At 43.3% G+C, this 22,540-nt stretch carries 16 protein-coding genes; 7 read left to right on the top strand and 9 right to left on the bottom strand.

Going from position 1 to position 22,540, the window contains the following annotated elements; all coding sequences use genetic code 11:
• Positions 1-11 precede the first annotated feature (11 nt).
• The 4 genes from ACR63T_RS03465 to ACR63T_RS03480 all read right to left on the bottom strand — a co-directional run bounded on the left by ACR63T_RS03465 (position 12) and on the right by ACR63T_RS03480 (position 6,279).
• Positions 12-2,030: a phosphohexomutase domain-containing protein gene (locus tag ACR63T_RS03465; RefSeq protein ID WP_472784771.1), complete on the bottom strand. Its 2,019-nt coding sequence runs from the start codon at positions 2,028-2,030 to the stop codon at positions 12-14.
• 74 nt (positions 2,031-2,104) lie between these two features.
• Positions 2,105-2,569, bottom strand: a complete 465-nt coding sequence (gene dut, locus ACR63T_RS03470; RefSeq protein ID WP_472784772.1) for a dUTP diphosphatase — start codon at positions 2,567-2,569, stop codon at positions 2,105-2,107.
• Positions 2,570-2,678: 109 nt separating this feature from the next.
• Positions 2,679-4,082, bottom strand: coding sequence for a magnesium transporter (gene mgtE, locus ACR63T_RS03475; protein ID WP_201572305.1), 1,404 nt, complete (start codon positions 4,080-4,082; stop codon positions 2,679-2,681).
• Between the two features lie 163 nt (positions 4,083-4,245).
• Positions 4,246-6,279, bottom strand: a complete 2,034-nt coding sequence (locus ACR63T_RS03480) for a UvrD-helicase domain-containing protein (RefSeq protein ID WP_201572307.1) — start codon at positions 6,277-6,279, stop codon at positions 4,246-4,248.
• 191 nt (positions 6,280-6,470) lie between these two features.
• Here ACR63T_RS03480 and ACR63T_RS03485 point away from each other — a divergent pair, with 191 nt between their 5' ends.
• The gene (locus ACR63T_RS03485; protein ID WP_201572309.1) at positions 6,471-6,887 is read left to right on the top strand and encodes a hypothetical protein; all 417 of its coding nucleotides are present in this window, start codon (positions 6,471-6,473) and stop codon (positions 6,885-6,887) included.
• Positions 6,888-7,020: 133 nt separating this feature from the next.
• Here ACR63T_RS03485 and hemB read toward each other — a convergent pair whose 3' ends face one another.
• The 5 genes from hemB to ACR63T_RS03510 form a co-directional block, all read right to left on the bottom strand.
• Positions 7,021-8,028, bottom strand: coding sequence for a porphobilinogen synthase (hemB, locus tag ACR63T_RS03490; protein WP_472784773.1), 1,008 nt, complete (start codon positions 8,026-8,028; stop codon positions 7,021-7,023).
• Between the two features lie 122 nt (positions 8,029-8,150).
• A complete protein-coding gene (locus ACR63T_RS03495; RefSeq protein WP_472784774.1) occupies positions 8,151-9,974 on the bottom strand; it encodes an efflux transporter outer membrane subunit in 1,824 nt (607 codons plus the stop codon).
• Complete coding sequence (locus ACR63T_RS03500; RefSeq protein WP_305899714.1) at positions 9,971-13,246, bottom strand: efflux RND transporter permease subunit; 3,276 nt, start codon at positions 13,244-13,246, stop codon at positions 9,971-9,973. The genes ACR63T_RS03495 and ACR63T_RS03500 overlap by 4 nt, the downstream gene beginning before the upstream one ends.
• A gap of 35 nt (positions 13,247-13,281) precedes the next feature.
• A complete protein-coding gene (locus ACR63T_RS03505) occupies positions 13,282-14,676 on the bottom strand; it encodes an efflux RND transporter periplasmic adaptor subunit (protein WP_472784775.1) in 1,395 nt (464 codons plus the stop codon).
• A gap of 588 nt (positions 14,677-15,264) precedes the next feature.
• Positions 15,265-16,305, bottom strand: a complete 1,041-nt coding sequence (locus ACR63T_RS03510; protein ID WP_472784776.1) for a polyprenyl synthetase family protein — start codon at positions 16,303-16,305, stop codon at positions 15,265-15,267.
• A 486-nt stretch (positions 16,306-16,791) separates the two neighbouring features.
• Between ACR63T_RS03510 and rplU the strand changes: the two genes are divergently transcribed.
• The 6 genes from rplU (at position 16,792) to nuoC (ending at position 22,476) form a co-directional block, all read left to right on the top strand.
• Positions 16,792-17,103: a 50S ribosomal protein L21 gene (gene rplU / locus ACR63T_RS03515; protein WP_472784777.1), complete on the top strand. Its 312-nt coding sequence runs from the start codon at positions 16,792-16,794 to the stop codon at positions 17,101-17,103.
• A gap of 111 nt (positions 17,104-17,214) precedes the next feature.
• Positions 17,215-17,472, top strand: coding sequence for a 50S ribosomal protein L27 (rpmA, locus tag ACR63T_RS03520; protein WP_193011160.1), 258 nt, complete (start codon positions 17,215-17,217; stop codon positions 17,470-17,472).
• Positions 17,473-17,840: 368 nt separating this feature from the next.
• Positions 17,841-18,530 (top strand): outer membrane lipoprotein periplasmic chaperone LolA, encoded by a 690-nt coding sequence (gene lolA / locus ACR63T_RS03525; RefSeq protein WP_201572329.1) that lies wholly within the window; start codon positions 17,841-17,843, stop codon positions 18,528-18,530.
• A gap of 661 nt (positions 18,531-19,191) precedes the next feature.
• Entirely contained in the window at positions 19,192-19,803 is a 612-nt protein-coding gene (gene ndhC, locus ACR63T_RS03530; RefSeq protein WP_201572338.1) for an NADH-quinone oxidoreductase subunit A, read from the top strand.
• A 126-nt stretch (positions 19,804-19,929) separates the two neighbouring features.
• A complete protein-coding gene (locus tag ACR63T_RS03535) occupies positions 19,930-20,598 on the top strand; it encodes a NuoB/complex I 20 kDa subunit family protein (RefSeq protein WP_201572351.1) in 669 nt (222 codons plus the stop codon).
• Between the two features lie 102 nt (positions 20,599-20,700).
• Positions 20,701-22,476, top strand: coding sequence for an NADH-quinone oxidoreductase subunit C/D (gene nuoC / locus ACR63T_RS03540; RefSeq protein ID WP_201572353.1), 1,776 nt, complete (start codon positions 20,701-20,703; stop codon positions 22,474-22,476).
• Positions 22,477-22,540 lie beyond the last annotated feature (64 nt).

Below are 22,540 nucleotides of genomic sequence, written 5' to 3' on the forward strand. Positions count from 1 at the left end.
TATAGGAGCTATCAGCTAAATTGTTCGGGTTGAATATTCGCCATTTGCTCAGCCACATTCCTATCGAATAGTCGGCATATTGCGACAAAACGCGCTTGTATCGCTCGCATCTCGTTGAGATTATCTCCAGCAAAACGTACGGTAAGACAGTTACTGGTATTAGAGCGTCGTACTACTCCAAAACCATGGGCAAAGTCTAAACGAACACCATCTATTGAAGACAAGTTTGTCTCTGGTAGAAATAATTGCTGTGCGACTTTTTTGGTCTTGAGCATAGGCGGCTTGGCGTCAAAACAACTACAGGATACTGACTCTATAAATACCGCCTTTTGTGTCGAGATATCATTGGCCGTACTATCGTTAACCAAGCGTTGTAAGTAGCGACAGTACTCAACCAAATGCTCAATAAAGGTACAGCTAGTGGCATCATTCTGAGCCAAAAAAGTTTCATTTAAAGGTAAGTAATAATCGGCACTGCTGACGGCGATAGGTAACTTTTGCGTAATATCAGTCAGCTGGTAGGGTGGTATAGCCTCTCTAGGTTCGCCCCATACATCTGTTTTGCGAGAACTTTTAAGAGTATTACTACTGGTGCTGTCGTCAATGCGTAATACAGATGCTTCAAGATTAGGGGCAGTATTAGCCAGCCAATATAATAGCCGCAATCCTGCATAGATCGCATCATCATAAGCTATAAAGTAACCGTCATTAAATATAAAATGACCCGATAACTCGCCTGCAAATATAGGTGGCTCAGAGGTGTGCAGCTGTTGGCGTAATAAACTACTACCTGTTCTGGTCATGATAGGCGTAGCACCAAGGGTGCTCAAAAGCTTCGGTAGATGGTGTGAGCACTTTATATCGAATAGCACGGTAGGCGCCGACGCTAGTTCAGCTTTACTAGCAGATCGTTCAGTAATCGCAACTTGTGCTAATAAATAGAGTAGATGATCTGCGACAATCACTTTACCGCTATTGTCAACGACCATGAGCCTGTCACCATCACCGTCAAAAGCCAGACCTATATCAGCGTTGCTAACGATGACCGCTTGTTGTAGTTCAGCTAAGCGATTAGGCTCAGTAGGATCAGGATTGCCCGTAGGGAAGCTACCATCAGGGACACTATTGAGCATAATAACCCGCTGACAAAACTGCTCAAATAATGACTGAGCGATAATACTAGTTGCGCCATTCATACAGTCTATAACTACCGTAAAATCAAGCTTAGAGTCATGAGCATATCTATTTTTACTGGCAAAATTGATATCGATAAAGCTTTGCGCGATAGCATCGCTATAGCTGCTAGCAATAAGCTTGGCTGGCAAGTTAATAACGTCTGTTTGCTCAATGCTATGTTGCTCAATACTATTTTGTGTAGAACTGCTGTGTTTAGTACAGCTTTGCTTAGTGCCGTGCAGCTCAGTGCTGTGACATACTTTATTTGTTTTAAAATAGTCGTTTAGGTCAGAGTTATAATTAAAGTTTTGCAATTGGCGGTTTAAGTCGTTACTTGGGCAAGTTTTATGCTTGGAGTTATAGTGACTTAGCTGATAATTATTTAGATGATAATGACTGAGCTGCTGATACAAGGTTTGAATCTCTAAACCACTCGGTGAGGTATTATCCAGTAACCACTTGATACCTAAAATATTTTTTTCTGAATGGCTGGCTGTGACCATGATGCCATGACCGTCGTACTGCTGCGCCCAAAATGCCATCATCGGCGTGGTCACCAATCCCAGACTGACAACGACAAGACCTCTTTTATGCAGAATATCGATCAGCGTTTTTGCAATAACATCGCTACCAAAGCGCACATCATAGCCAATGACGACGGTCTTAGCTGGTTGAATGATAGAGCGCTCTAATAGCTGGCGGCTTTGATTGTAATAGCTTTGAGAGTGATATAGATTTGCAAAGACCTCACCTAATACGGCTATAAAATCAATGGTAAAGTACTCACGCGCGCCGCGAATGTCGTAAGCACGAAACAAGGACTGCTGTGCAATAAAAGCAGGGGTTATTATCATTTTCTTACTCCCATATTCTTATTGCAATCTATAACATTTTTAAGTGCTTAACCTTATATACCAGACAAAAGTGATTATTGACGGCCTGAGTGACCAAAACCGCCAGCACCGCGCGAGCTGGTATCGCTAAACTCATCAACTACCTCAAAATCAGGACGGGCAACAGGTACGACAATATATTGTGCCATGCGATCGGCAGGGTTTAGCACAAAATCATCTGGACTACGATTCCATATACTGACCATCAGCTCGCCTTGATAATCAGCGTCAATCAGTCCAACGAGATTGCCTAATACGATACCATGTTTATGACCGAGTCCTGAGCGTGGCAAAATCATACCTGCATAACTAGGATCAGCAATATAAACCGCTAGGCCAGTACTGATGAGATGGGTCGTACCTGCTTTAATGGTCAAAGGCTCATCGATACAAGCCCGCAGATCAATACCCGCTGAGCCATCAGTAGCTCGAGTAGGCAAAGAGAACGCTGAATCTTTTAATAGTTTAGGATTTAATACTTTAACTTGTACTGCTTGCATAACATACTCACTTTATTAATTTAATTATATATTCTTTTATATAAATATAGCATAGCGATGCTGTATTTAAGAACCTATTAGTTGAATAACTATCTCTATTTATTGATCATCAAAGAATCAAAATACTGGCCAAGCCTAAGAACGACATAAAGCCGACGATATCCGTCACTGTGGTTAGAATAACCGAGGCCGATAGCGCAGGATCGATATTCATATTTTTGAGCATTAATGGAATGGCAATACCGGAGGCATTAGCTGCCGTCATGTTAATAGCGATAGCGCAGCCAATCACCGCGCTAATCTTGATATCTTGAAACCAAAGCTGGGCAATAACCGCCATAATAAATGCCCAAATGATACCGTTTATTGCGCCAACCCACAGCTCTTTATTGAATAGCCACCAGCGGTTGGAACCGCCAATCTGACCCATAGCCATACCTCGTATGACGATAGTTAAAGTCTGTGAGCCTGCGATACCACCCATACTGGCGACTACTGGCATCAATATTGCCAGTGCGACTACTTTAGCCAGTACTTCCTCAAACTGTCCAATAACCGCAGCGGCTAATAGCGCAGTACCAAGATTGATGCCTAGCCAAATACTACGAGATTTGGCACTGGTCAAGATAGGTGCAAATAGCTCTTCATCTTGGCTAACACCAGCCAAGTTACGCATTGTACTATCGACATCATCTTGGATAATCTCCATGATGTCCTCGCCATTAAGCTGACCGACCAGCTCACCATGACTGTTAATCACAGGCGCAAAACGGATATCCTCTGAGCGAAAGATCGCAGCGGCATCAGTAATATCCAAACGATCATTGATAGTTACTGCATTGTCGATAAGGCTGGATACCAAACTGCTCTGATCGTGTTTGATCAAATCTCCTAAGCTAAGTAGACCCAATAGTTGCTGACTTTTATCGACGACCAGTAATTCTTGGCTTTGATCATCCAGTAAGCTGTCATCGCTACGCAACCACTCTTGTACTTGCGCAAGGCTAATATCATCATGTACCTGAACGATATCCGGATCCATATAGCTACCAACTTCCCAGTCTTCATAAGTATCCAGCTTATTGACCTGAATTCGAACGTCTTCATCTAAGGTTGCCATGACTGAGGTACGAACGGTTTCCGTCACCGTCTCTAGAATCTCGGAGATATCTTGAGCATCTAAGTCTTGAGTAAAGACCGATATCTCTTGCGAGGAGACGTTCTCTAACAAGGGCTGGCGAGTATCGAGCTCTAATTCCGCTAGGACCTCACCCTTAATTTCCTCCGGAACTTGTGCCCAAATCTTTAGTCGAGCTTGGGCTGGAAACGATTCTAACAGGTTGGCAATTTCATACTCAGACTGCTTGGCCAAAAACTCTGTAATGGCTGTATAGGCGTCATTCGCTACTAAGTCTTGCAAATATAATAGCTTATATTCAGCACTATATTCTAATGGATTATAGTCTGCCGGTAGTGTGGAGGGACGATCAGGACTAGGCGTAGGGGCAGACATAAAATTTCCAAAATAATAAAAATAAAAGGAGTATAAAACTATTGCTAAGAGTATTCATGGCTAAAAATACAAATGCTAAAACTACTAACAACTAAGGTAATAGCAAAGCAAAAACTAAGGTCAAATTACTAATCAAACTCTAAGTTATTCAAAGAGTCAAAACTTAACGATTACCTAATAACGCGCGTATATTGGCTAAGTATTCATCAGCGACTTTTTCAGGATCTTTAGTCGCTTTTTTCTTTTTAGCTTTGGCAGGCCAATCGATATGATCTTCTGGTAATTCATCCAAAAATCGCGATTCAGAAGTCACGCGCATTTGACCACCAGCACGGCGCTGAGCGGCAAGGGTCAAGGTTAGCTCACGACGTGCGCGAGTGATACCGACATACATCAGACGGCGCTCTTCTTCTACTGTTTCACTCATAATAGAGTTACGATGCGGCAGCATCTCCTCTTCAAGCCCCATGATATAGACGTAGTTAAACTCAAGTCCTTTTGCCGCATGCAAAGTCATAAGATTAACTTTATTGGTGTTTTCTTCTTCTTGCTGCTGCTCAAGCATATCGAGTAGCACTAATTTACGAATAATGGTATCAATCGTGCGCTCATCATCACTCTCAGCGCGATTGATCAAGGATTGAATACTGGTATACAGAATGTCGATATTATCAATACGGTTTTTTTCTTGTTGCGGGGTTTTTGAGTCGCTACGGACAAAATCAATATAGCCGGTCTCATCGATCATTTGACGGACGATAGGTACAGGATCGGGATGCTGATCTAACTCACGCGTATAGTGCTCAATAAAGTCGCCAAACTCTTTAAGCGTGCTATAAGCCTTGCTTGGCAATACATGGCTCAGACCAGAGTGAGTACAAGAAGCGAGTAGGGAAATGCTATGCTCTTGCGCAAATAGGCCAAGCTTTTCTAAAGTCGCTGGCCCCATACCGCGTTTTGGGGTATTAATAATACGCAAAAATGCACTATCATCTTCAGGGTTCAAGATCATACGCAGATAGCCCATGACGTCTTTAATCTCGCTACGCGCAAAGAACGACTGACCACCAGATAACTTATAAGGTATCTGCAACTGACGCAGGTTCGCCTCAAGCATGCGTGCCTGAAAGTTACTGCGATACAACACTGCATAATCTTCCCATTCATTGCCATAGCGCAATTTATGCGTGGCAATTTCTTTGGCAACGCGTTCCGCTTCATCATCGTCATTACGACAGTTAATGATACGGATTTTCTCGCCTTGACCTTTATCAGACCAGAGCTTTTTTTCAAATAAATGCTCGTTGTTGGTAATGACCGCATTAGCCGAGGTCAAGATACGACTGGTTGAGCGATAGTTTTGCTCTAGCATGACAATCTTGAGTTTAGGGAAATCTTCTTTTAGCAGCGCCATATTTTCAGGTTTTGCTCCGCGCCATGCATAAATAGATTGGTCATCATCACCAACCACGGTAAATCGCCCTTGTGGTCCGACGAGATATTTAATCATTTCATACTGGGCGGTATTGGTATCTTGGTACTCATCGACTAATAAATAACGAATACGATTCTGCCATTTATCACGCAGCTCGCGGTTTTCACGTAGTATCTTGGTTGGTAATACGATTAAATCATCAAAATCAACCGCATTATAAGCACGCAAGTTACGCTCATACAGCGCATATAAAGTCGCGAATATCATGTCTTCTGGATCATCAAGCGTTTCCATTGCTTGGTCAGGCTCAACCAGATCATTTTTCCAATCCGATATCATCTTGATAGCTTTGCCGACCAGCTCTCGACTCTCAGCGCCTGATAAATTATCACGCATCATCAGCTCCATCAACAGACGCTTACTATCATCGCTATCCATGATCGAGAAGTTGCCTTTAAGCGGCGTGTGAATCAACTCGTAACGCAAAAACTGTAAGCCAAACTGGTGAAAGGTCGAGACAGTAAGCCCGCGAGTCTTTTCGCTTGGTAGCAATTTGCTTACTCGTGCTTTCATCTCACGCGCGGCTTTATTGGTAAAAGTCACCGCTGTGATACGCTCAGCTGGCATGTTGCATTCTTCGATAAGATAAGCAATCTTACGAGTGATCACTGACGTTTTGCCTGAGCCTGCGCCTGCTAATACTAGCAAAGGCCCAGATACGTAGAGCATAGCTTCTTGTTGTCTGGGATTGAGTTGACTCATAGCATGACCTTTGAAATTTGGGGCAAATAGTGCGAATATGAAAAGAGCTCATTCAGGCTATGCTAAGATAAAATTGATCTAGCATATAGCAAAATAGATGCAGCAAAACTGAACGGATAGCGTAAATATAGGTTTGAAATTAGGTGGGTTATTATAAAGCAAAATCGTTACTTTTTGGGAGGAGATGGATAATGATGCGTTTATATCGTAGTAGCATGCCATTACTATTATTATCAATGATAGCGTGTACTAGCTTGCCAGAGCATACCATTCTGCAAACCGTTGAGTTAATGCAAACCAAGCATTTTGTAGAAGGGGCGAGTTTTGATTTAATCAAACAACGAGAGGGTTGTTTATTGCAGGGCACAGGTTATGGCGAATCTGGCAAACGCGATTATACTTTTTATTTTGATGATAAGGGGATTACGGCTGCTCATTATGAGGAGTCCCGCTATGCACAACCTATTTATGTCGATAGCAATGTCAAAATAGTCAAAACTACTAAGAGCGTATATAAAGAGAATTCAGAGGAAAACGAGGCTTTCGAAGCACTGTTTAATGATTTACAGGCACTAATTACGCAGAGCAATTTGGCACATTGTTTTTAGTAGAGCGCTCAAAGATATAGGTTATGCTGAGGGTAAAAAAACAGTATTCCTAATAAAGACGCACCAACTAAGATAGATTAGCTAGTGCGTATATCAAACTTTTAAAACTAGTTTTTAATGAACTATTTCAGTCTTATGCATTATTCAACTGACGCGCTGCCTCTAAGGCAAAGTAAGTTAAGATGCCATCAGCGCCTGCGCGGCGAAAGCCAATCAGCGACTCTAAAATCACCGCATCAGTTAGCCAACCGTTTTGAATAGCTGCCATGTGCATCGCGTATTCACCTGAGACTTGATAAGCAAAGGTCGGTACACCAAAAGTGTTTTTGACTTCACGAATCAGATCAAGATACGGCTGACCAGGTTTAATCATCACCATATCAGCACCTTCATTGATATCCATCGCTACCTCATGCAAGGCCTCAGCGCGATTACCAAAGTCCATCTGGTATTGTTTTTTATGACCGCCTTTGAGATTGCCCGCACTACCAACTGCATCGCGGAATGGGCCATAATAGGCTGAAGCATATTTGGCGGAGTAGGCCATAATAGCGGTATTGGCAAAACCCTCTGCTTCAAAGGCATCGCGCATGGCTTTGATGCGACCATCCATCATATCGCTCGGAGATATAATATCAGCGCCTGCACGCGCATGAACGAGTGCTTGCTGCACTAGGACTTCTACCGTCTCGTCATTGATCACATAGCCCGTCTCGTCAAGTAAACCATCTTGACCGTGTGAGGTATAAGGGTCTAAGGCGACATCAGTCATAACCACCATTTCAGGAACCGCATCTTTTACCGCTTTTACTGCTCGTGCGCTAAGGCCGTTTTCATCGTAGGCCGCGCGGCCGTCAGGGGTTTTTAAGCTATTATCAATGACAGGGAATATATCAATAGTGGTCACGCCTTCCGCTAATAAGTCTTTAGCGTGTTCGATGAGTAGATCAATCGATAGACGCTCAACGCCTGGCATACTAGCAATAGATTGGCGTTCATTTTTGCCTTCTAATACAAATACAGGCGCAATGAAATGCTTGGGATGCAGCTCAACTTCACGAATCATGGCGCGGACATTGTCGTTATAACGCAGACGGCGCAAGCGTGTAGCGGGGTATTGACGGTTGAAAGTATAAGTCATAATAAAACCTTATTATATTTTTAATTCAAAGCAGTTTATAAAACCACTACTATAACCAAAAGCTAACTGTAAAAGCAAAAACCCCGCCAAAGTGGCAGGGCTGTTTGGACAGTAATAAAAATCTATTCAACAATTTGAGTGACTGGTACGCTCTCAACAGGGGTCTCTTGAATAATAGTACCGACCGCAGCATCTGCATCGCCATCGTTATCGATATCGACGATAGCTTTTGGATCAAAAGTAGCTGCCGCAGGTGTTTTGGACTGTTTGATGTCGATGGCCTCAGCTACAGAGGTTACGCGCGCTGAGCTTGCCGCATCAATAGCATAAGCCGCTTGAGCTTCAGCATTGTTACTAGCCAAACCACCAATACGCGCTAAATTAGTGTATTGCGGTACTGGTATAGCGACGGGTACATCAAGGTTAGCACCGCCACCTAGTGCTTGATAAAGCTCTATTTGGCTAATGATTTTTTGTAGTTCTAAATCTAAGATACCTTGTTGAGTGGAGAACAAGGAGCGCTGCGCATCAAGAACATCCAAATAGTTGGCAATACCTGCTTTAAAGCGGGCATCAGCAATCTCAAAGGTTTGATCAAAGTTATCTTGCAGGCGATACTGCGCGGCTAGCTGCTCACCAAGGGTCGCTCGCGTCGCTAAGACGTCTGAAACTTCACGGAAAGCCGTTTGAATAGAGCGCTCATAGCTGGCTAGAGTCTGCTCGCGTTCTATTTTTGCAACATCATAATTGGCATCTAAAAGCCCAGCATCAAAAATAGGCACACTAATATTTGGGCCAAACGACCAGCCTACTGAGCCGCTTTTGAATAGATCATCTAAGCTACTACTACCAACGCCGACACTAGTTGCAAGACTAATAGAGGGATAGTAAGAAGCGCGTGCGACTTCGATATTAGCGCCAGCCGCTTTTAGATTGTATTCTGCTTGTAGCACATCAGGGCGGTAGCGTAGCAGCTCGCTCGGGAGACCAGTACTAAAGACATCTTGAGTCGTTATATTGCTGATAGCGGGTGCTGGAATGAGCTCGGTTGGAATTGGTGCACCCAATAAGAATTGCAAAGCATTACGTGACTGCAAAATGCTACTTTGAGCGCGTAGAACGGCCAAATTAGCATTCTCAAGCGCTGCTGATGATTGCAGTGAGGGTAGTTTAGGGTCAATACCGGCCTTGAAGCGAGCATCAGCAATAAACAAGGATCTCTTACGACTCTCAACGGTTGCTTCGGCTAGCCTTAACTGCGCTAAGCTAAAGCTCAAGTTGGCATAGCTTTGGGCAATATTACTAATCAAACTGATTTGAGTTGAATCTTTAGCAGCTGTGGTCGCCAAAAAGCTCTGTAGCGCTTGATCTTTCAGACTAGCGATCTTGCCCCAAAAATCAAGCTCATAATTAGCTAGACCTAAATTAACATTATAGTTATTGCCAGTGGTGCTGCCACCCAATATGCTTCCTTGACGCCGCCGCGTGACGCCTGCGGTGCCCTCAATCGTCGGTAGGTCACGAATATCCGTGATCTGATACTGGGCGCGCGCTTTTTCAATCGCTAAGCGTGCACTCTCAAAGTCTTTATTGTTCTGTAGGCCTAAAGCAATAAGGCTTTTTAGGCGCTCATCGCTATAGTAGTTCTGCCAACGTTGAGCGGCAATGCTGGGCTGCTCAGCGTTACTGACGGTCTCTCGATCAAACGCGCCATAAGCCTGTTGAATCGGTAGATTAGGCTCAGCAAGAACTGGCGTTAAATCTTTCTTTGGAATAGTATTGCAAGCGGTCATACTCAATATTAATGCGCTTAGACCTAAGAGCCGAGCAGCATTTGTACGCGTAGATAATGCTGCAAACCGCACACCTACTGCTGAACGGTGAGTAGTAGTATTGACTACTGGCGCAGCTGCTGCGTTGAGTGTAAAAATAGTTCTAGAACTCATTTGGTATTATCTCCAAAGCTTTCAGGTTTATAACTCTCATCAGAAGCTGGGTCTGGTGTATCGTCAGCTCGCGGCGTCGGTGGTTCAGGATCGTCATCATTATCAGTATTGCTATCGTAGCTACCATGACCGACAACTTCATGAGCTTCGTTATTCATATAAGGGAACGCACTACGTACCCAGACGTAAAACATCGGGATGAAGAAGATACCCAGTAGCGTCGCTGTGACTACGCCACCAACCACACTGGTACCAATAGCATTTTGACTGCCTGAACCTGGACCAGTCGCCAAGAATAATGGCACAACACCTAACCCAAAGGCAAGTGAGGTCATAATAATGGGACGTAAGCGCTGACGAGCCGCCGTCATTACCGCCTCTCTTAGACTGTACCCTTCTTCTTGATGCTCTTTTGCAAACTCAATAATTAAGATAGCGTTTTTGGCGGATAGACCTACGACCGTCAGTAGACCGACCTGTAAGTAAATATCATTGGCAAAACCACGTAGCCATGTAAATATCACCGCACCCAATACCCCAAGTGGAATTACCAGTAGAACCGATACAGGTATAGACCAGCTTTCATATAAGGCCGCTAAACACAAGAATACCACTAGTATTGAAAGGGCATAAAGCATGGGTGCTTGTGCCCCTGACTTTTGCTCCTCTAGTGACATACCCGTCCACTCATAACTGATGCCTTCAGGCAGATTTTCTATCATCGCTTCCATCGAGCTCATAGCTTCACCCGTACTTAATCCTGGTGCTGCGCTACCTTGAATATTCATAGACGGTAAGCTGTTGTAGCGAGTGAGACGAGGTGAGCCTGATTGCCATTCGCTACTAGAAAATGCATCAAATGGAATCATACTGTTCATGTCATTTCTTACATACCATTTTCCGATATCGTCAGGATTGGTACGGCTACTGGCGTCACCTTGTACGAAGACACGCTTGATACGGCCACGATCAATGAAATCATTGACATAGCTTGAGCCCCACGCAGTAGAGATGACACTGTTGATGCTACTTAGCGACAAGCCATAAGCCGCGGCTTGTTCTTGATTGATATTGATTTTTAATTGTGGCGAGTCTTCTTGACCATTAGGACGCACGCCTGCGACTTGGTCGTTTTGTCCAGCCATACCCAGCAGCATATTACGGGCTTCAAGCAGCCCATCGTGTCCGAGGTTGCCACTGTCTTGAAGCATCAAATCGAAACCACTGGCATTACCAAGCTCGGTAATAGCTGGTGGTACAATGGCAAATACTTGTGCTTCATTTAACTGAGTAAAGAAATAACCCATCGCTCGCCCAGCGACGGCTTGGGCGGTGTTTTCATCACCGGAGCGTTCCTCCCAATCTGACAGACGAACAAACGCCAGACCCATGTTTTGCCCTTGTCCTGCAAAACTAAAGCCTGCAATGGTAAAGACAGAAGCGATGTTATCGGTCTCTTGAGTATCGTAATAGTTTCTGACTTTATCCAGTACGTCTTGGGTTTCGTCTAACGTAGAACCAGAAGGTAGTTGCACCAAGGTAAACATAATACCTTGATCTTCCTCTGGTAAGAACGAGCCAGGAATACGTAAGAATACAACTGCCATGATGCCGATAATGACCGCATAGCCAATCATATATAGCCATTTGAAACGAATGCTTTTACCAACGAAGTTCTCGTAAGAGCGACTAACTTTAAAGAAAGAACGGTTGAACCAACCAAAGAAACCTTTTTGCTTTTCAGTACTGCCTTTTTCATGGCTTTTGCCACGTTTGAGCAATGTCACACATAGAGCAGGGGTGAACACTAGTGCGACCATGGCTGATAGCACCATAGCAGTAATCAGAGTAATGGAAAATTGACGATAAATAACACCCGTTGAGCCACCAAAGAACGCCATCGGTACGAATACCGCAGATAAAATAAGCGCAATACCAATAACGATTTTACTAATTTCACCCATCGATTGGGTAGTCGCGTCTTTGATAGAAATATGTGGATCTTCTTCTAATATTCGCTCGACGTTTTCTACGACGACGATCGCATCATCGACCAGTAGACCGATGGAGAGTACCATGGCAAACATAGTCAACACGTTGATACTAAAACCTGCAATGTACAGCACGGCAAACGTACCTAGCAGAACAACAGGTACGGCAAGTGTTGGGATAATAGTCGCGCGCCAGTTCTGTAAGAAAATAAACATGACGATAAATACTAATACGATCGCTTCAATGAGCGTCATAACCACTTGTTCGATAGACAGACGTACAAACGGAGTAGTGTCATAGGGAACAACTGACTTCAATCCAATTGGAAAGTTCTTTTCAAGCTCCGCCATACGTGCGCCAACGGCTTCACGAGTCTCAAGCGCATTAGCACCGCCAGCGAGTGATATACCCAAAGCCGCCGCTTCTTGTCCATTATATAAAGACAAAATACCGTAGTTTTCACTACCAATCTCGACATCTGCAACATCGCCTAAGCGCACTTGCGCACCAGCCGTGTCTGTTTTGAGTAGAATGTTTTTAAATTCTTCAGGAGTTTGTAGATAGCTTTGAACCGTGACAGTCGCGTTGATCACCTGTTGATCTAAATCAGCAGGGGCTTGGCCTAGCTGACCGGCAGATACCTGAGCGTTCTGTGCTCGTATTGCATTGACGACATCAGATGGCACCATGCTGTAGCTGCGCAAGCGCGAAGGGTCAAGCCAAACTCGCATGGCATAGGTAGAACCAAATACTTGTACTTCACCTACTCCTTCAACACGACTGATCGAATCAAGGACGTTGGAGTTGATGTAATCGGCAATGTCTGAGCGATCCATACTGCCATCTTCAGAAATAAATGCCTGTACCATCATAAAGCTGCTAGAGGATTTATTGACGTTGACACCCTGACGCTGAACAGACTCAGGTAAGGAGCTCATCGCTGCTTGCAGCTTGTTCTGTACTTGTACTTGTGCGGTATCCGAATCCGTACCATTTTCAAAAGTAAGCGTCACTGACGCACTACCGTTTGAAGAGCTTGATGATGACATATACATCAGGCCATCGAGGCCTTTCATACGTTGCTCAATGACCTGAATTACCGAATTTTCAACGGTTTGCGCATTAGCGCCTGGATAGCTTGCACTGACCGAAATCGTCGGTGGTGCGATACGTGGATACTGTTCAATCGGTAGACTGACAACCGATATTATCCCAATCAGCATGACCAAAATAGCCAGTACCCATGCAAAAATAGGGCGATTGATAAAAAAACGTGACATAGTATATCCCTAGGTCTTCCTAGCTTTAAATGGAATTAGTTAGTGGCGGCAGCTTTAGTATTGTTAGGGCTGTCACCCGTTGACTCATCCATCGATTTTGCAGCTTGCTGTGGTGTTTTGACAGCAGCTTGAGCATTACTTGATGCAGATGGGGCAGAATTCGGGTCTTCTAATGGTTTAGCGACGACTTCTTGTTCAGGTTTGACTTTGGCACCACCGATAATGACTACCTTATCGCCATTTTTTAGACCATCAGTGACCACCCAGTTGCCATTGTAAGTGCCATTAATAGTAACGGGACGCACTTGGATTTTATTGTCTTTATCGACAATATATACTTGGGTTTCGCTTTTGGTAGAGCGCATCACCGCACTTTGTGGTACTAAAGCGGCGTTATTGATAACACTCTGAGTCAGACGGGCGGAGACATACATACCTGGCAATAGCACATTATTGCTATTAGGGAATACGGCACGTAGCGTCACGGCACCTGTTGACTCATCAACTCTGGCCTCTGATAATGCTAGTTTGCCGGTTATCGGGTAAACGCTACCGTCTTCTAATACTAGCTCAACACTATTCATACCCGCTTGCGCTTTGCCTTCTGAGATTTGCTGACGCAACTTTAGTAGCTCAGAGGAGGATTGACTAATATCAACGTAGATAGGATCTAAGCGCGAAATAGTCACCATAGGATTTGCTTGACTGGCACTAACTAGTGAGCCTGCGGTCGCTGTTGAGCGGTCACTACGACCTGTGATAGGAGCACGTACTATAGTACGGTTTAACTCTAATGTGCTGGCATCCAAACCTGACTTAGCGCTTTGAATACCTGCTTTTGAGCTCTCTATACCAGCTTGAGTTTGACCAACAGCCGCTTTTGCACTCTCAACAGCCGCTTGTGCTGTGTAGACCGCTGTCTGTGCTTGGTCATATTGTTGCTTAGAGATAGCATCGATCTCAACTAACCCTCGCAGACGTTGAAAGTCATTGATCGCTTGCGCTAGTGAGGCTTGACGACTAATCAGTTCAGCCTTGGCATTAGCGTTATTGGCAAGTGCTGTTTGCAAGTTAGCTTGTGCCTGTTGAACGGCGGCTTCACCGCTCGCTATAGAGGTTGCATAATTGTCGGTATTGATACGATACAAAGGCTGACCTTTTTTGACATTGCTGCCTTCACGGAACAATATCTCGTCAATAATGCCGTTCACCTGTGGACGGACATCAGCAGTTTGAAAAGCTGTCGTACGACCAGAGAACGTCTGTACTTGCGGTACGACGCCTAAAGTTACCGTTTGGACGTTGACAACAGCAGGTGGCATTTGTTGCTGCGCGGCAGCAGGGTCAGCGTCCTCTTTTTTGTCACAGCCGACTAGAACCGCTGTCGATAATACAGATGCTATTACCAGCGCAAGATATGAGTGCTTCATCAATGTCCTCGGGAGTATTCAGTTTTAATAAAGGTTTAAATAGACTAATTTTGCTAATGAGCTTCTATGAACTAACTTTGCTAATTAGTTCTGAAAGTATTCGTTCTAAAAGTGACAATTTCTAAAAGTGATAATAAAACTTAGCTTTAACTATCTAAGCTATAAATTTAATCAGCTATTATAAACTATTGGGTCTACCCTACAGTCAAGCTATCAAAATCTTAATTTTATCTGTAAATGAAAGAGGACAGAGAGGTAGTTTTAACAGAGCGTTGCAAATAGTAGGTTTATAACAATTTTGACGCGATATTTTAGTAGCTAATGAACCGTGTAAAAGAATGTTAAGTTTTGTTATAAATATTCATTTTTAAATATCTGACACAAAGTACTTAGTAAATACTAATAAAAGCATAGGCTGCCACTAAAATAATTTATTTAGCAAATGATTACTGCGAACACCATGTTATAGACAGCTGGACTATTAGTAACGTCTGTTTATATAACAGTATCTATTTATAAGTCTCTAACAGATTATAGGTCTCTAACAGATAGTAGATATCCAATAAACAACTTAAGCAAAATGCAAGCTTACACTAAACGCGCACTAGCCATTTCAGTTAACTGATACAGCCCTTGGCGATAACGATTGTCAGGCAACTGATTCAATGCCTGCTGAGCCAAGCGTGTTTCTTCAAGCGCGCGCTGGGTACAATAAGCCAATGAGCCAGAATCCCGCACTAAAGCAATCAATTGCTCAGCGTTAGGGGTTTTGCCTGTTTGTACTGCTATGCGCAGCTGCTCGTAACCATCTTTATCACTATCCTTTAATAGCTCAAGGGCTTTGATAGTCGGTAAAGTCGGTTTGCCCTCACTCAAATCATCACCTAAGTTCTTACCCATTAATTCGCTGTCGCCACTATAATCAAGCACATCATCAATAATTTGAAAAGCGTTACCAAAATGCTGACCAAAGTCAGCTAATGCTGGCATGTACTGAGTCTGATCTTGCAAAATAGCTGCGCCTTGGGTGGCCATCATAAATAATCGTGAGGTTTTGCCATCGATGATGCGCAAGTAATCGGCCTCAAGCGCGCTAGGGTTGTGTTGGTGCTGTAGTTGTAATACTTCACCTTCAGCAATATCACAAGTGCCGTCAGAGAATAGCTTGAGCAATGGCAAGCTCTCAAAATCTACTAATAAATTGAACGAGCGGGCAATGAGATAATCGCCGACCAACACCGCAGTCGCATTATCCCAAGTTGCATTAGCGGTCGGCTTGCCACGGCGCTGACCCGACTCATCAATCACATCATCATGCACTAGAGTGGCCGTATGCAGCATCTCAGTAATGGCAGCTAAATGCATCGCCTGCTGCGAGGGCGCATCATTGAGCATGCGTGCACATAACAAAGTAATTAGCGGACGCATGCGTTTGCCGCCAGCATTGATCACATGCTGAGAGACACTCATTACCAGCTGAACTTTGGAGTTGAGACTGCCAAAAACTTGTTTGTCCATGATCTCAAAGTCGCTTGCTACGATGCTTTGAATATCGGCATAACTCGGTGCAGTGTTTGGTGCAGATAGCGAAACAGAAGATGTTGAATCGGTTAAAGAGGTGCTAGTCATAATAGGTAGTCATATTAATTAAGTAAAAAGTTATAGTATAAATTAAACAAAAAGCAAATCGGAATTACCAAATGCTTCCATAATAGCATAATCTGTCATTCTAGTTGTTGGCTAAAATGGGTTATTGATAACTTGAGCATTAAGGAATCAAGTAAAATAAATAGACGTTTTGCTGTTTAGGTTTGTACCAAAGAGTACTAGAAAACCTCTCATAAAATAGCACTGTAAGTTATTGATTGGATAAGCTATAATAACCATCGCTAAACGCTATCATCGTATTTTTTCCATACGATTTATGACTATATTCATTCGTTATTAAATGAATGATGAATTGACTGTAGTGTTAGCTAACAAAAGCGTGATAAGCCACTTGCTTTTCTGGTCAAAAAACCGTAAAATTGCGCCTTTAATTTTTCCCTGTCGTGTTCGTTGTCGAAGCGTTGGTATAATATCAGCCACGGCACACGGGTTAAACGGAGTTATACAATGTACGCAGTAATCAAAACTGGTGGTAAACAGCACCGTGTAGTCGTTGACGAGTTGCTTAGAGTTGAATTGCTTAAAGCTGAAACTGGCGAAACAATCAAATTTGAAGACGTATTGATGGTTGTTGATGGTGATACCGTCAAAATCGGTCAACCAGTCGTTGAAGGCGCTAGTGTAGAAGTGGAAGTGGTTGAACATGGTCGTGGGGATAAAATCCGCATCATCAAGCACAACCGTCGTAAGCATTATCACAAAGAGCAAGGTCACCGCCAATGGTACACCTTGTTAAAAATCAAAGCGATTAATGCTTAATTAGCTATCATTGCGCAGTGATTGATGCACAGTTAGTGATGATTAATAGTGCACTAAAAGCTTAAGAGTTATCGTATTAGCGATAACTTACATTAACAAGGAGAATTATCCATGGCACATAAGAAAGCTGCCGGTTCAAGCCGTAACGGTCGTGACTCAAACCCAAAAATGCTTGGCGTAAAAATCTTTGGTGGTCAGACCATCGTTGCTGGTAACATCATCGTTCGTCAACGTGGTACAGAATTCCACGCAGGCGAAGGCGTTGGTATGGGTCGTGACCATACTTTATTTGCACTAAATGACGGTGTGGTAAAGTTTGCGACCAAAGGTAAATTTAACCGTCGTTATGTGATGGTTGAAAGCGCTTAATTATCGCTTAGCTAATAAGTTATTGATTTGCTACAAAGCTATATCGATAATTTAACAGCAGAAAAATCCCTATTACCGAGTGGTGATGGGGATTTTTTGTATTTGTTTTTTATTTATAGATATTGCCAGTTTTAGCTAACACTAGCCGTTACAAGCGTGTATGGCAGGCGTAGTATTGATTGCAATTGCCCACTAGGCGCGTAATAAAAAAGCTGGCACACTGGCATCATCAATTGGTGACAAGGCCATAATCAGCAAGATATCCATTTAAGTAGGATATTTACTTAAAACAATAAGCAAGCCTTGTTATACCGATTGATCATTTTGATTGATGTTTTACTTTTACTGATTTTATGAGAGGAAGAATAATGAGTTTATCAACTAAGCAAACTACGACGATAAAGCAAAAACTAATGGGCGGCGCGTTAGCAGGCGTACTGCTAACCAGTTTTGGTGTGGCTGCCCCTATGATGGCATTAACTCAAACTGCCAATGCTGCCCCCGCTGATAATTTAACCGCTGCCAAGCGCTTAAATAAACTATTAACGAATACTAAAAGTATGACAGCGAGCTTTAGCCAGACAACTAAAGGCGCTAGTAGTGGCTCCTTTACAGGTACAATGAGCGTCCAGCGCCCTAACAATTTCCGCTGGGAGACTAAATCACCTTCACAGCAGCTGATCGTCGCTAATGGCAGCTCAATGTGGATTTATGATAAAGATTTAGAGCAGGCGACCAAACAGGCGGTAGATAGTCAAGTAGGCAATACGCCAGCACTACTCTTATCAGGTGATCCTAGCAAGATAGATAAAAACTTCAAAATCACTCAGCCTTATGATAACAAAAACTACTATGTGCTTTATCCAAAGTCAGATAATGCCAGCTTCAAAAACTTATCGATAAGCTTTAGTGGCGGCAAGCCTGTAATGATGGTATTGAATGACACCTTAGGTCAGACAACTTCTATCAAGTTCAGTGGTATTAAATTGAATCCTAGCATAAGTAGTAGTCAGTTCAAATTTACGCCACCAAAAGGTGTTGATGTCATCAATCAGTAGATATCAGATTAACAGTAGTAATAAATAAGTATTATAAAAAAACAGGTCGTTATTCGGCCTGTTTTTTGTTGTACTGCCAATGATAAAATCAGGTTGGCACATAAGAGCCAATCGAGTTAAATATTATTCATTATAATTTTTAAATGTTCAACAGACCCTAGCCAAAGCTCATTTTATTATACTAATCGATATCTTTAGAGCTTGTAAAAATTAAAATAAAGCGTAACCTATAGCAGGATTTAAAGTATTAAATACATGTTTTGTAGCATATAAAATGACTGCTCGATGCAGTGAAAAACTGGCTTTTAAGCACTAATATGCGTATAGTGTATGAACAATTTATACCAGTTATCACGCCAATATTGACTATTTGTAATGAGTTATTAAATCAATTAAATTGTTCGGCATTTCGCGATTATGATATTGATTTAATAAGTTTATTTAAAGTGGTTGCCAGCCGATGACCAGCCTTTATCCGCGAGTGGGCGTGATAATATCAATGCTAGTTGCCGCTGACACAATTCTCAATAAGCATGGTAGTTGGCTATTACCACCATAGATGACATGCCTATTTGTAAAATGTTATCTATGTTTTCGTCTGAGTTATAAATGCCGATTAGGGCAGGTGTAACACTCGATTGGGTGAGGAGCACGCAATATCATGACTGCCTTTAACTGGTCAGCCGTAGCTTTTATTTTGGCCGCCATCGGTCTCGTTATATTTATGTTAGTCGTACCGCGTCTACTTGGTGGACGCTCTCATGGTATGCAAAAAGAACAAGTATTTGAAGCGGGCGTTGTCGGATCTGGCAACGCCCGTATTCGCTTGTCTGCAAAATTCTATTTGGTTGCGATTTTCTTTGTCATTTTCGACTTAGAAGCGTTATATCTATACGCTTATGCTGTCTCTGTGCGTGAGACAAGCTGGCTTGGATTCGCTGGAGCCTCAGTATTTATTGGTGTATTAATTGTGGGCTTGATATATGAGCTCAGATTAGGGGCAATAAACTGGTCACCTGCTGATAAGCTACGCAAAAAGCCGCGTCTATATGCTGCGCCTGCAGGCTTCAATTTGGCCAGCATTACTAAGTTCGATGGCGTAGAGGAGCTGACGCGGGACCCTACAGGGAAGATTCCAGCGCAGTCATCAGGGCAAATTAATGTCTCAAACAATATAGAGGCTAATCGTCGTCACTTACAAACTATAGATCATATCAACACTACGGGTAATATTACTTCAGTAGACTTTGCTAGCTCGAATCAGCCCAGCTAAGTTGAGCGATAATCAGTAATCGCTTATTACTAAATAGCTAGCTGATAGCTTTCATTTGATTTGAATGTAGACAAAAAGTTGTCATTGTTATACTGACAGCCTTGCTCTATTAAAAGGTTAATGGTTATGAAATATACTCTCACTAAAGCGAATCCAGATGCCCAGACGTATCCCGCTGAGACTCGTGAAACGGTCAATGACCCTATCGAAGATGAGGTCAATAAAAACGTCTTTATGGGTCGCTTAGAGGATTTAATTCATTCGACAGCCAACTGGGGTCGCAAAAATTCCTTATGGCCGTTTAACTTTGGTACCTCTTGCTGCTACGTCGAATATGCGACTACTTTAACTGCTGTCCATGATTTATCACGCTTCGGTGCTGAGGTTATCCGCGCATCACCTCGTCAGGCTGATGTCATGATAGTAGCTGGTACTTGTTTTATTAAGATGGCACCTGTCATTCAACGGCTGTACGAACAAATGCTAGAGCCAAAATGGGTGATCTCAATGGGTGCTTGTGCCAACTCTGGTGGCATGTATGACATCTACTCAGTGGTGCAAGGGGTGGATAAAATTATTCCTGTGGATGTCTATGTGCCAGGCTGCCCACCGCGTCCAGAAGCTTTGATTCAGGGGCTCATGCTATTACAAGAGTCGATTACCAAAGAGCGTCGTCCATTAGGTATTCATATGGATGACCAAGGTATTTATCAGCCGCAAATGACTCCTGAGCGAGATCGTAAACAGGCGGATCGTATTGCGGTCAAAAACCTACGTAGCCCAGATAGTATATAAATCAGCGGTATAGCGTTAGGGTTTTGTGGGCGCTATTTTTAGCCAGCTATTTATGCAACTATTCGCAGCAAATTTATAGAGTAATGAAGGAAGACAGCATTCATGGTCACGGTAGTCGAAAACAAAGATCCTAAGATTAAGCCTGTACCAGCCGTTATTCAAGAGCTGGGGCATAAATATGCGGGTAAGTTTGTAGTACAGCAGACCATTGATGAGATCCCTACGGTTTGGGTGGCTCGCGCGGATTTACTAGATGTACTGCTATTTTTGCGTAAGCTGCCCAAGCCTTACGTGATGCTATTTGACTTATCGGCAATGGATGAGCGTCTGCGTCAGCATCGTCAAGGCCTTCCTGATAGCGACTTTACCGTGTTCTATCATTTGATGTCACTTGAGCGCAATAGTGATGTGCGTATCAAAGTCGCTCTTAGTGAAGATGATTTAAACGTTCCGAGTGCTACGAATATCTGGCCAAATGCCAACTGGTATGAGCGCGAAGTTTGGGATATGTTCGGTATTGTATTCAGTGGCCATCCGCATCTGACGCGTATTTTATTACCCAAATATTGGGAAGGTCATCCACTACGTAAAGAGTACCATGCACGTGCTACTGAATTTACACCTTATTTTTTGAATGCTGCCAAGCAGCAATACGAGCAGGAAAACCTGCGCTTTGTCCCTGAAGAGTGGGGCATGAAACGCTCAGGTCGTGATGAAGACTTTATGTTTTTGAACATCGGTCCCAATCATCCTTCTGCTCATGGTGCATTTCGTTTGGTGCTACAGCTCGATGGCGAAGAGGTCATTGACTGTATTCCAGATATTGGTTATCACCATCGCGGCGCTGAGAAAATGGCTGAGCGTCAGACTTGGCACTCCTACATTCCTTATACCGATCGGATTGATTATCTCGGCGGCGTCATGAATGAGCTGCCTTATATCATGTCGGTTGAAAAGCTGGCTGGTATTACTATTCCAGCGCGCGCTGAAACTATTCGCGTGATGATGAGCGAGTTTTTCCGCATTACCAATAACTTGCTATTCGTCGGTACCTTTATTCAAGATGCGGGTGGTATGACCCCTGTGTTTTATATGTTTACCGATCGTCAAAAAGCTTACGATGTGATCGAAGCGGTGACAGGCTACCGTATGCATCCTGCTTGGTTCCGTATCGGTGGCACAGCCGCTGATCTACCGCGTGGATGGCAGCGCCTTGTCCGTGAGTTCTTGGACTGGATGCCTAAGCGCTTGGATGAATATGTCAAGGCTGCGCTTAAAAACAGTGTATTGAAAGGTCGTACTCAAGGTGTGGCGCAATATAATGCCAAGCAAGCCTTAGCTTGGGGAGTCACTGGCGCAGGTCTGCGCGCGACAGGTGTGGATTTTGATTTGCGTAAAGCCCGTCCTTATATGGGTTATGAAAACTATGATTTTGAGGTGCCAGTAGGTTATAACGGTGATGCTTATGATCGCTGTATGATCAAAGTCGAAGAGATGCGCCAGTCACTACGTATTATTCGTCAATGTATGGATAATATGCCGCAAGGACCTTATAAAGCAGATCATCCATTAGCCGTGCCACCGCCTAAAGATCGGACTTTGAACGACATTGAGACTTTGATTAACCACTTTATATCCGTATCGTGGGGGCCTGTGATGCCAGCTGGGGAATGTGCCACTATTGTTGAGGCGACCAAGGGGCTAAATAGCTACTATATAACCTCTGATAAAGCCACGATGAGCTATCGTACGCGTATCCGTACGCCTACTTTTGCCCATATTCAGCAGATGCCGTCGGTAATAAATGGCTCGCTGGTGTCCGATGCTATTATGTATTTGGCTTCCATTGATATCGTGATGGCAGATTGCGATCGTTAAAGTTTTACTAAATCTATTCATTTGGTTATGACTATTTTTGTCGTTATTAATATTATTATACTGG

It is taken from the genome of Psychrobacter sp. M17(2026) (assembly GCF_055699815.1).

Coding starts and splice junctions, on each gene's coding strand:
- ACR63T_RS03465 (WP_472784771.1), bottom strand. CDS start 2,030: ATGATAATAACCCCTGCTTTTATTGCACAGCAGTCCTTGTTTCGTGCT.
- dut (WP_472784772.1), bottom strand. CDS start 2,569: ATGCAAGCAGTACAAGTTAAAGTATTAAATCCTAAACTATTAAAAGAT.
- mgtE (WP_201572305.1), bottom strand. CDS start 4,082: ATGTCTGCCCCTACGCCTAGTCCTGATCGTCCCTCCACACTACCGGCA.
- ACR63T_RS03480 (WP_201572307.1), bottom strand. CDS start 6,279: ATGAGTCAACTCAATCCCAGACAACAAGAAGCTATGCTCTACGTATCT.
- ACR63T_RS03485 (WP_201572309.1), top strand. CDS start 6,471: ATGATGCGTTTATATCGTAGTAGCATGCCATTACTATTATTATCAATG.
- hemB (WP_472784773.1), bottom strand. CDS start 8,028: ATGACTTATACTTTCAACCGTCAATACCCCGCTACACGCTTGCGCCGT.
- ACR63T_RS03495 (WP_472784774.1), bottom strand. CDS start 9,974: ATGAGTTCTAGAACTATTTTTACACTCAACGCAGCAGCTGCGCCAGTA.
- ACR63T_RS03500 (WP_305899714.1), bottom strand. CDS start 13,246: ATGTCACGTTTTTTTATCAATCGCCCTATTTTTGCATGGGTACTGGCT.
- ACR63T_RS03505 (WP_472784775.1), bottom strand. CDS start 14,676: ATGAAGCACTCATATCTTGCGCTGGTAATAGCATCTGTATTATCGACA.
- ACR63T_RS03510 (WP_472784776.1), bottom strand. CDS start 16,305: ATGACTAGCACCTCTTTAACCGATTCAACATCTTCTGTTTCGCTATCT.
- rplU (WP_472784777.1), top strand. CDS start 16,792: ATGTACGCAGTAATCAAAACTGGTGGTAAACAGCACCGTGTAGTCGTT.
- rpmA (WP_193011160.1), top strand. CDS start 17,215: ATGGCACATAAGAAAGCTGCCGGTTCAAGCCGTAACGGTCGTGACTCA.
- lolA (WP_201572329.1), top strand. CDS start 17,841: ATGAGTTTATCAACTAAGCAAACTACGACGATAAAGCAAAAACTAATG.
- ndhC (WP_201572338.1), top strand. CDS start 19,192: ATGACTGCCTTTAACTGGTCAGCCGTAGCTTTTATTTTGGCCGCCATC.
- ACR63T_RS03535 (WP_201572351.1), top strand. CDS start 19,930: ATGAAATATACTCTCACTAAAGCGAATCCAGATGCCCAGACGTATCCC.
- nuoC (WP_201572353.1), top strand. CDS start 20,701: ATGGTCACGGTAGTCGAAAACAAAGATCCTAAGATTAAGCCTGTACCA.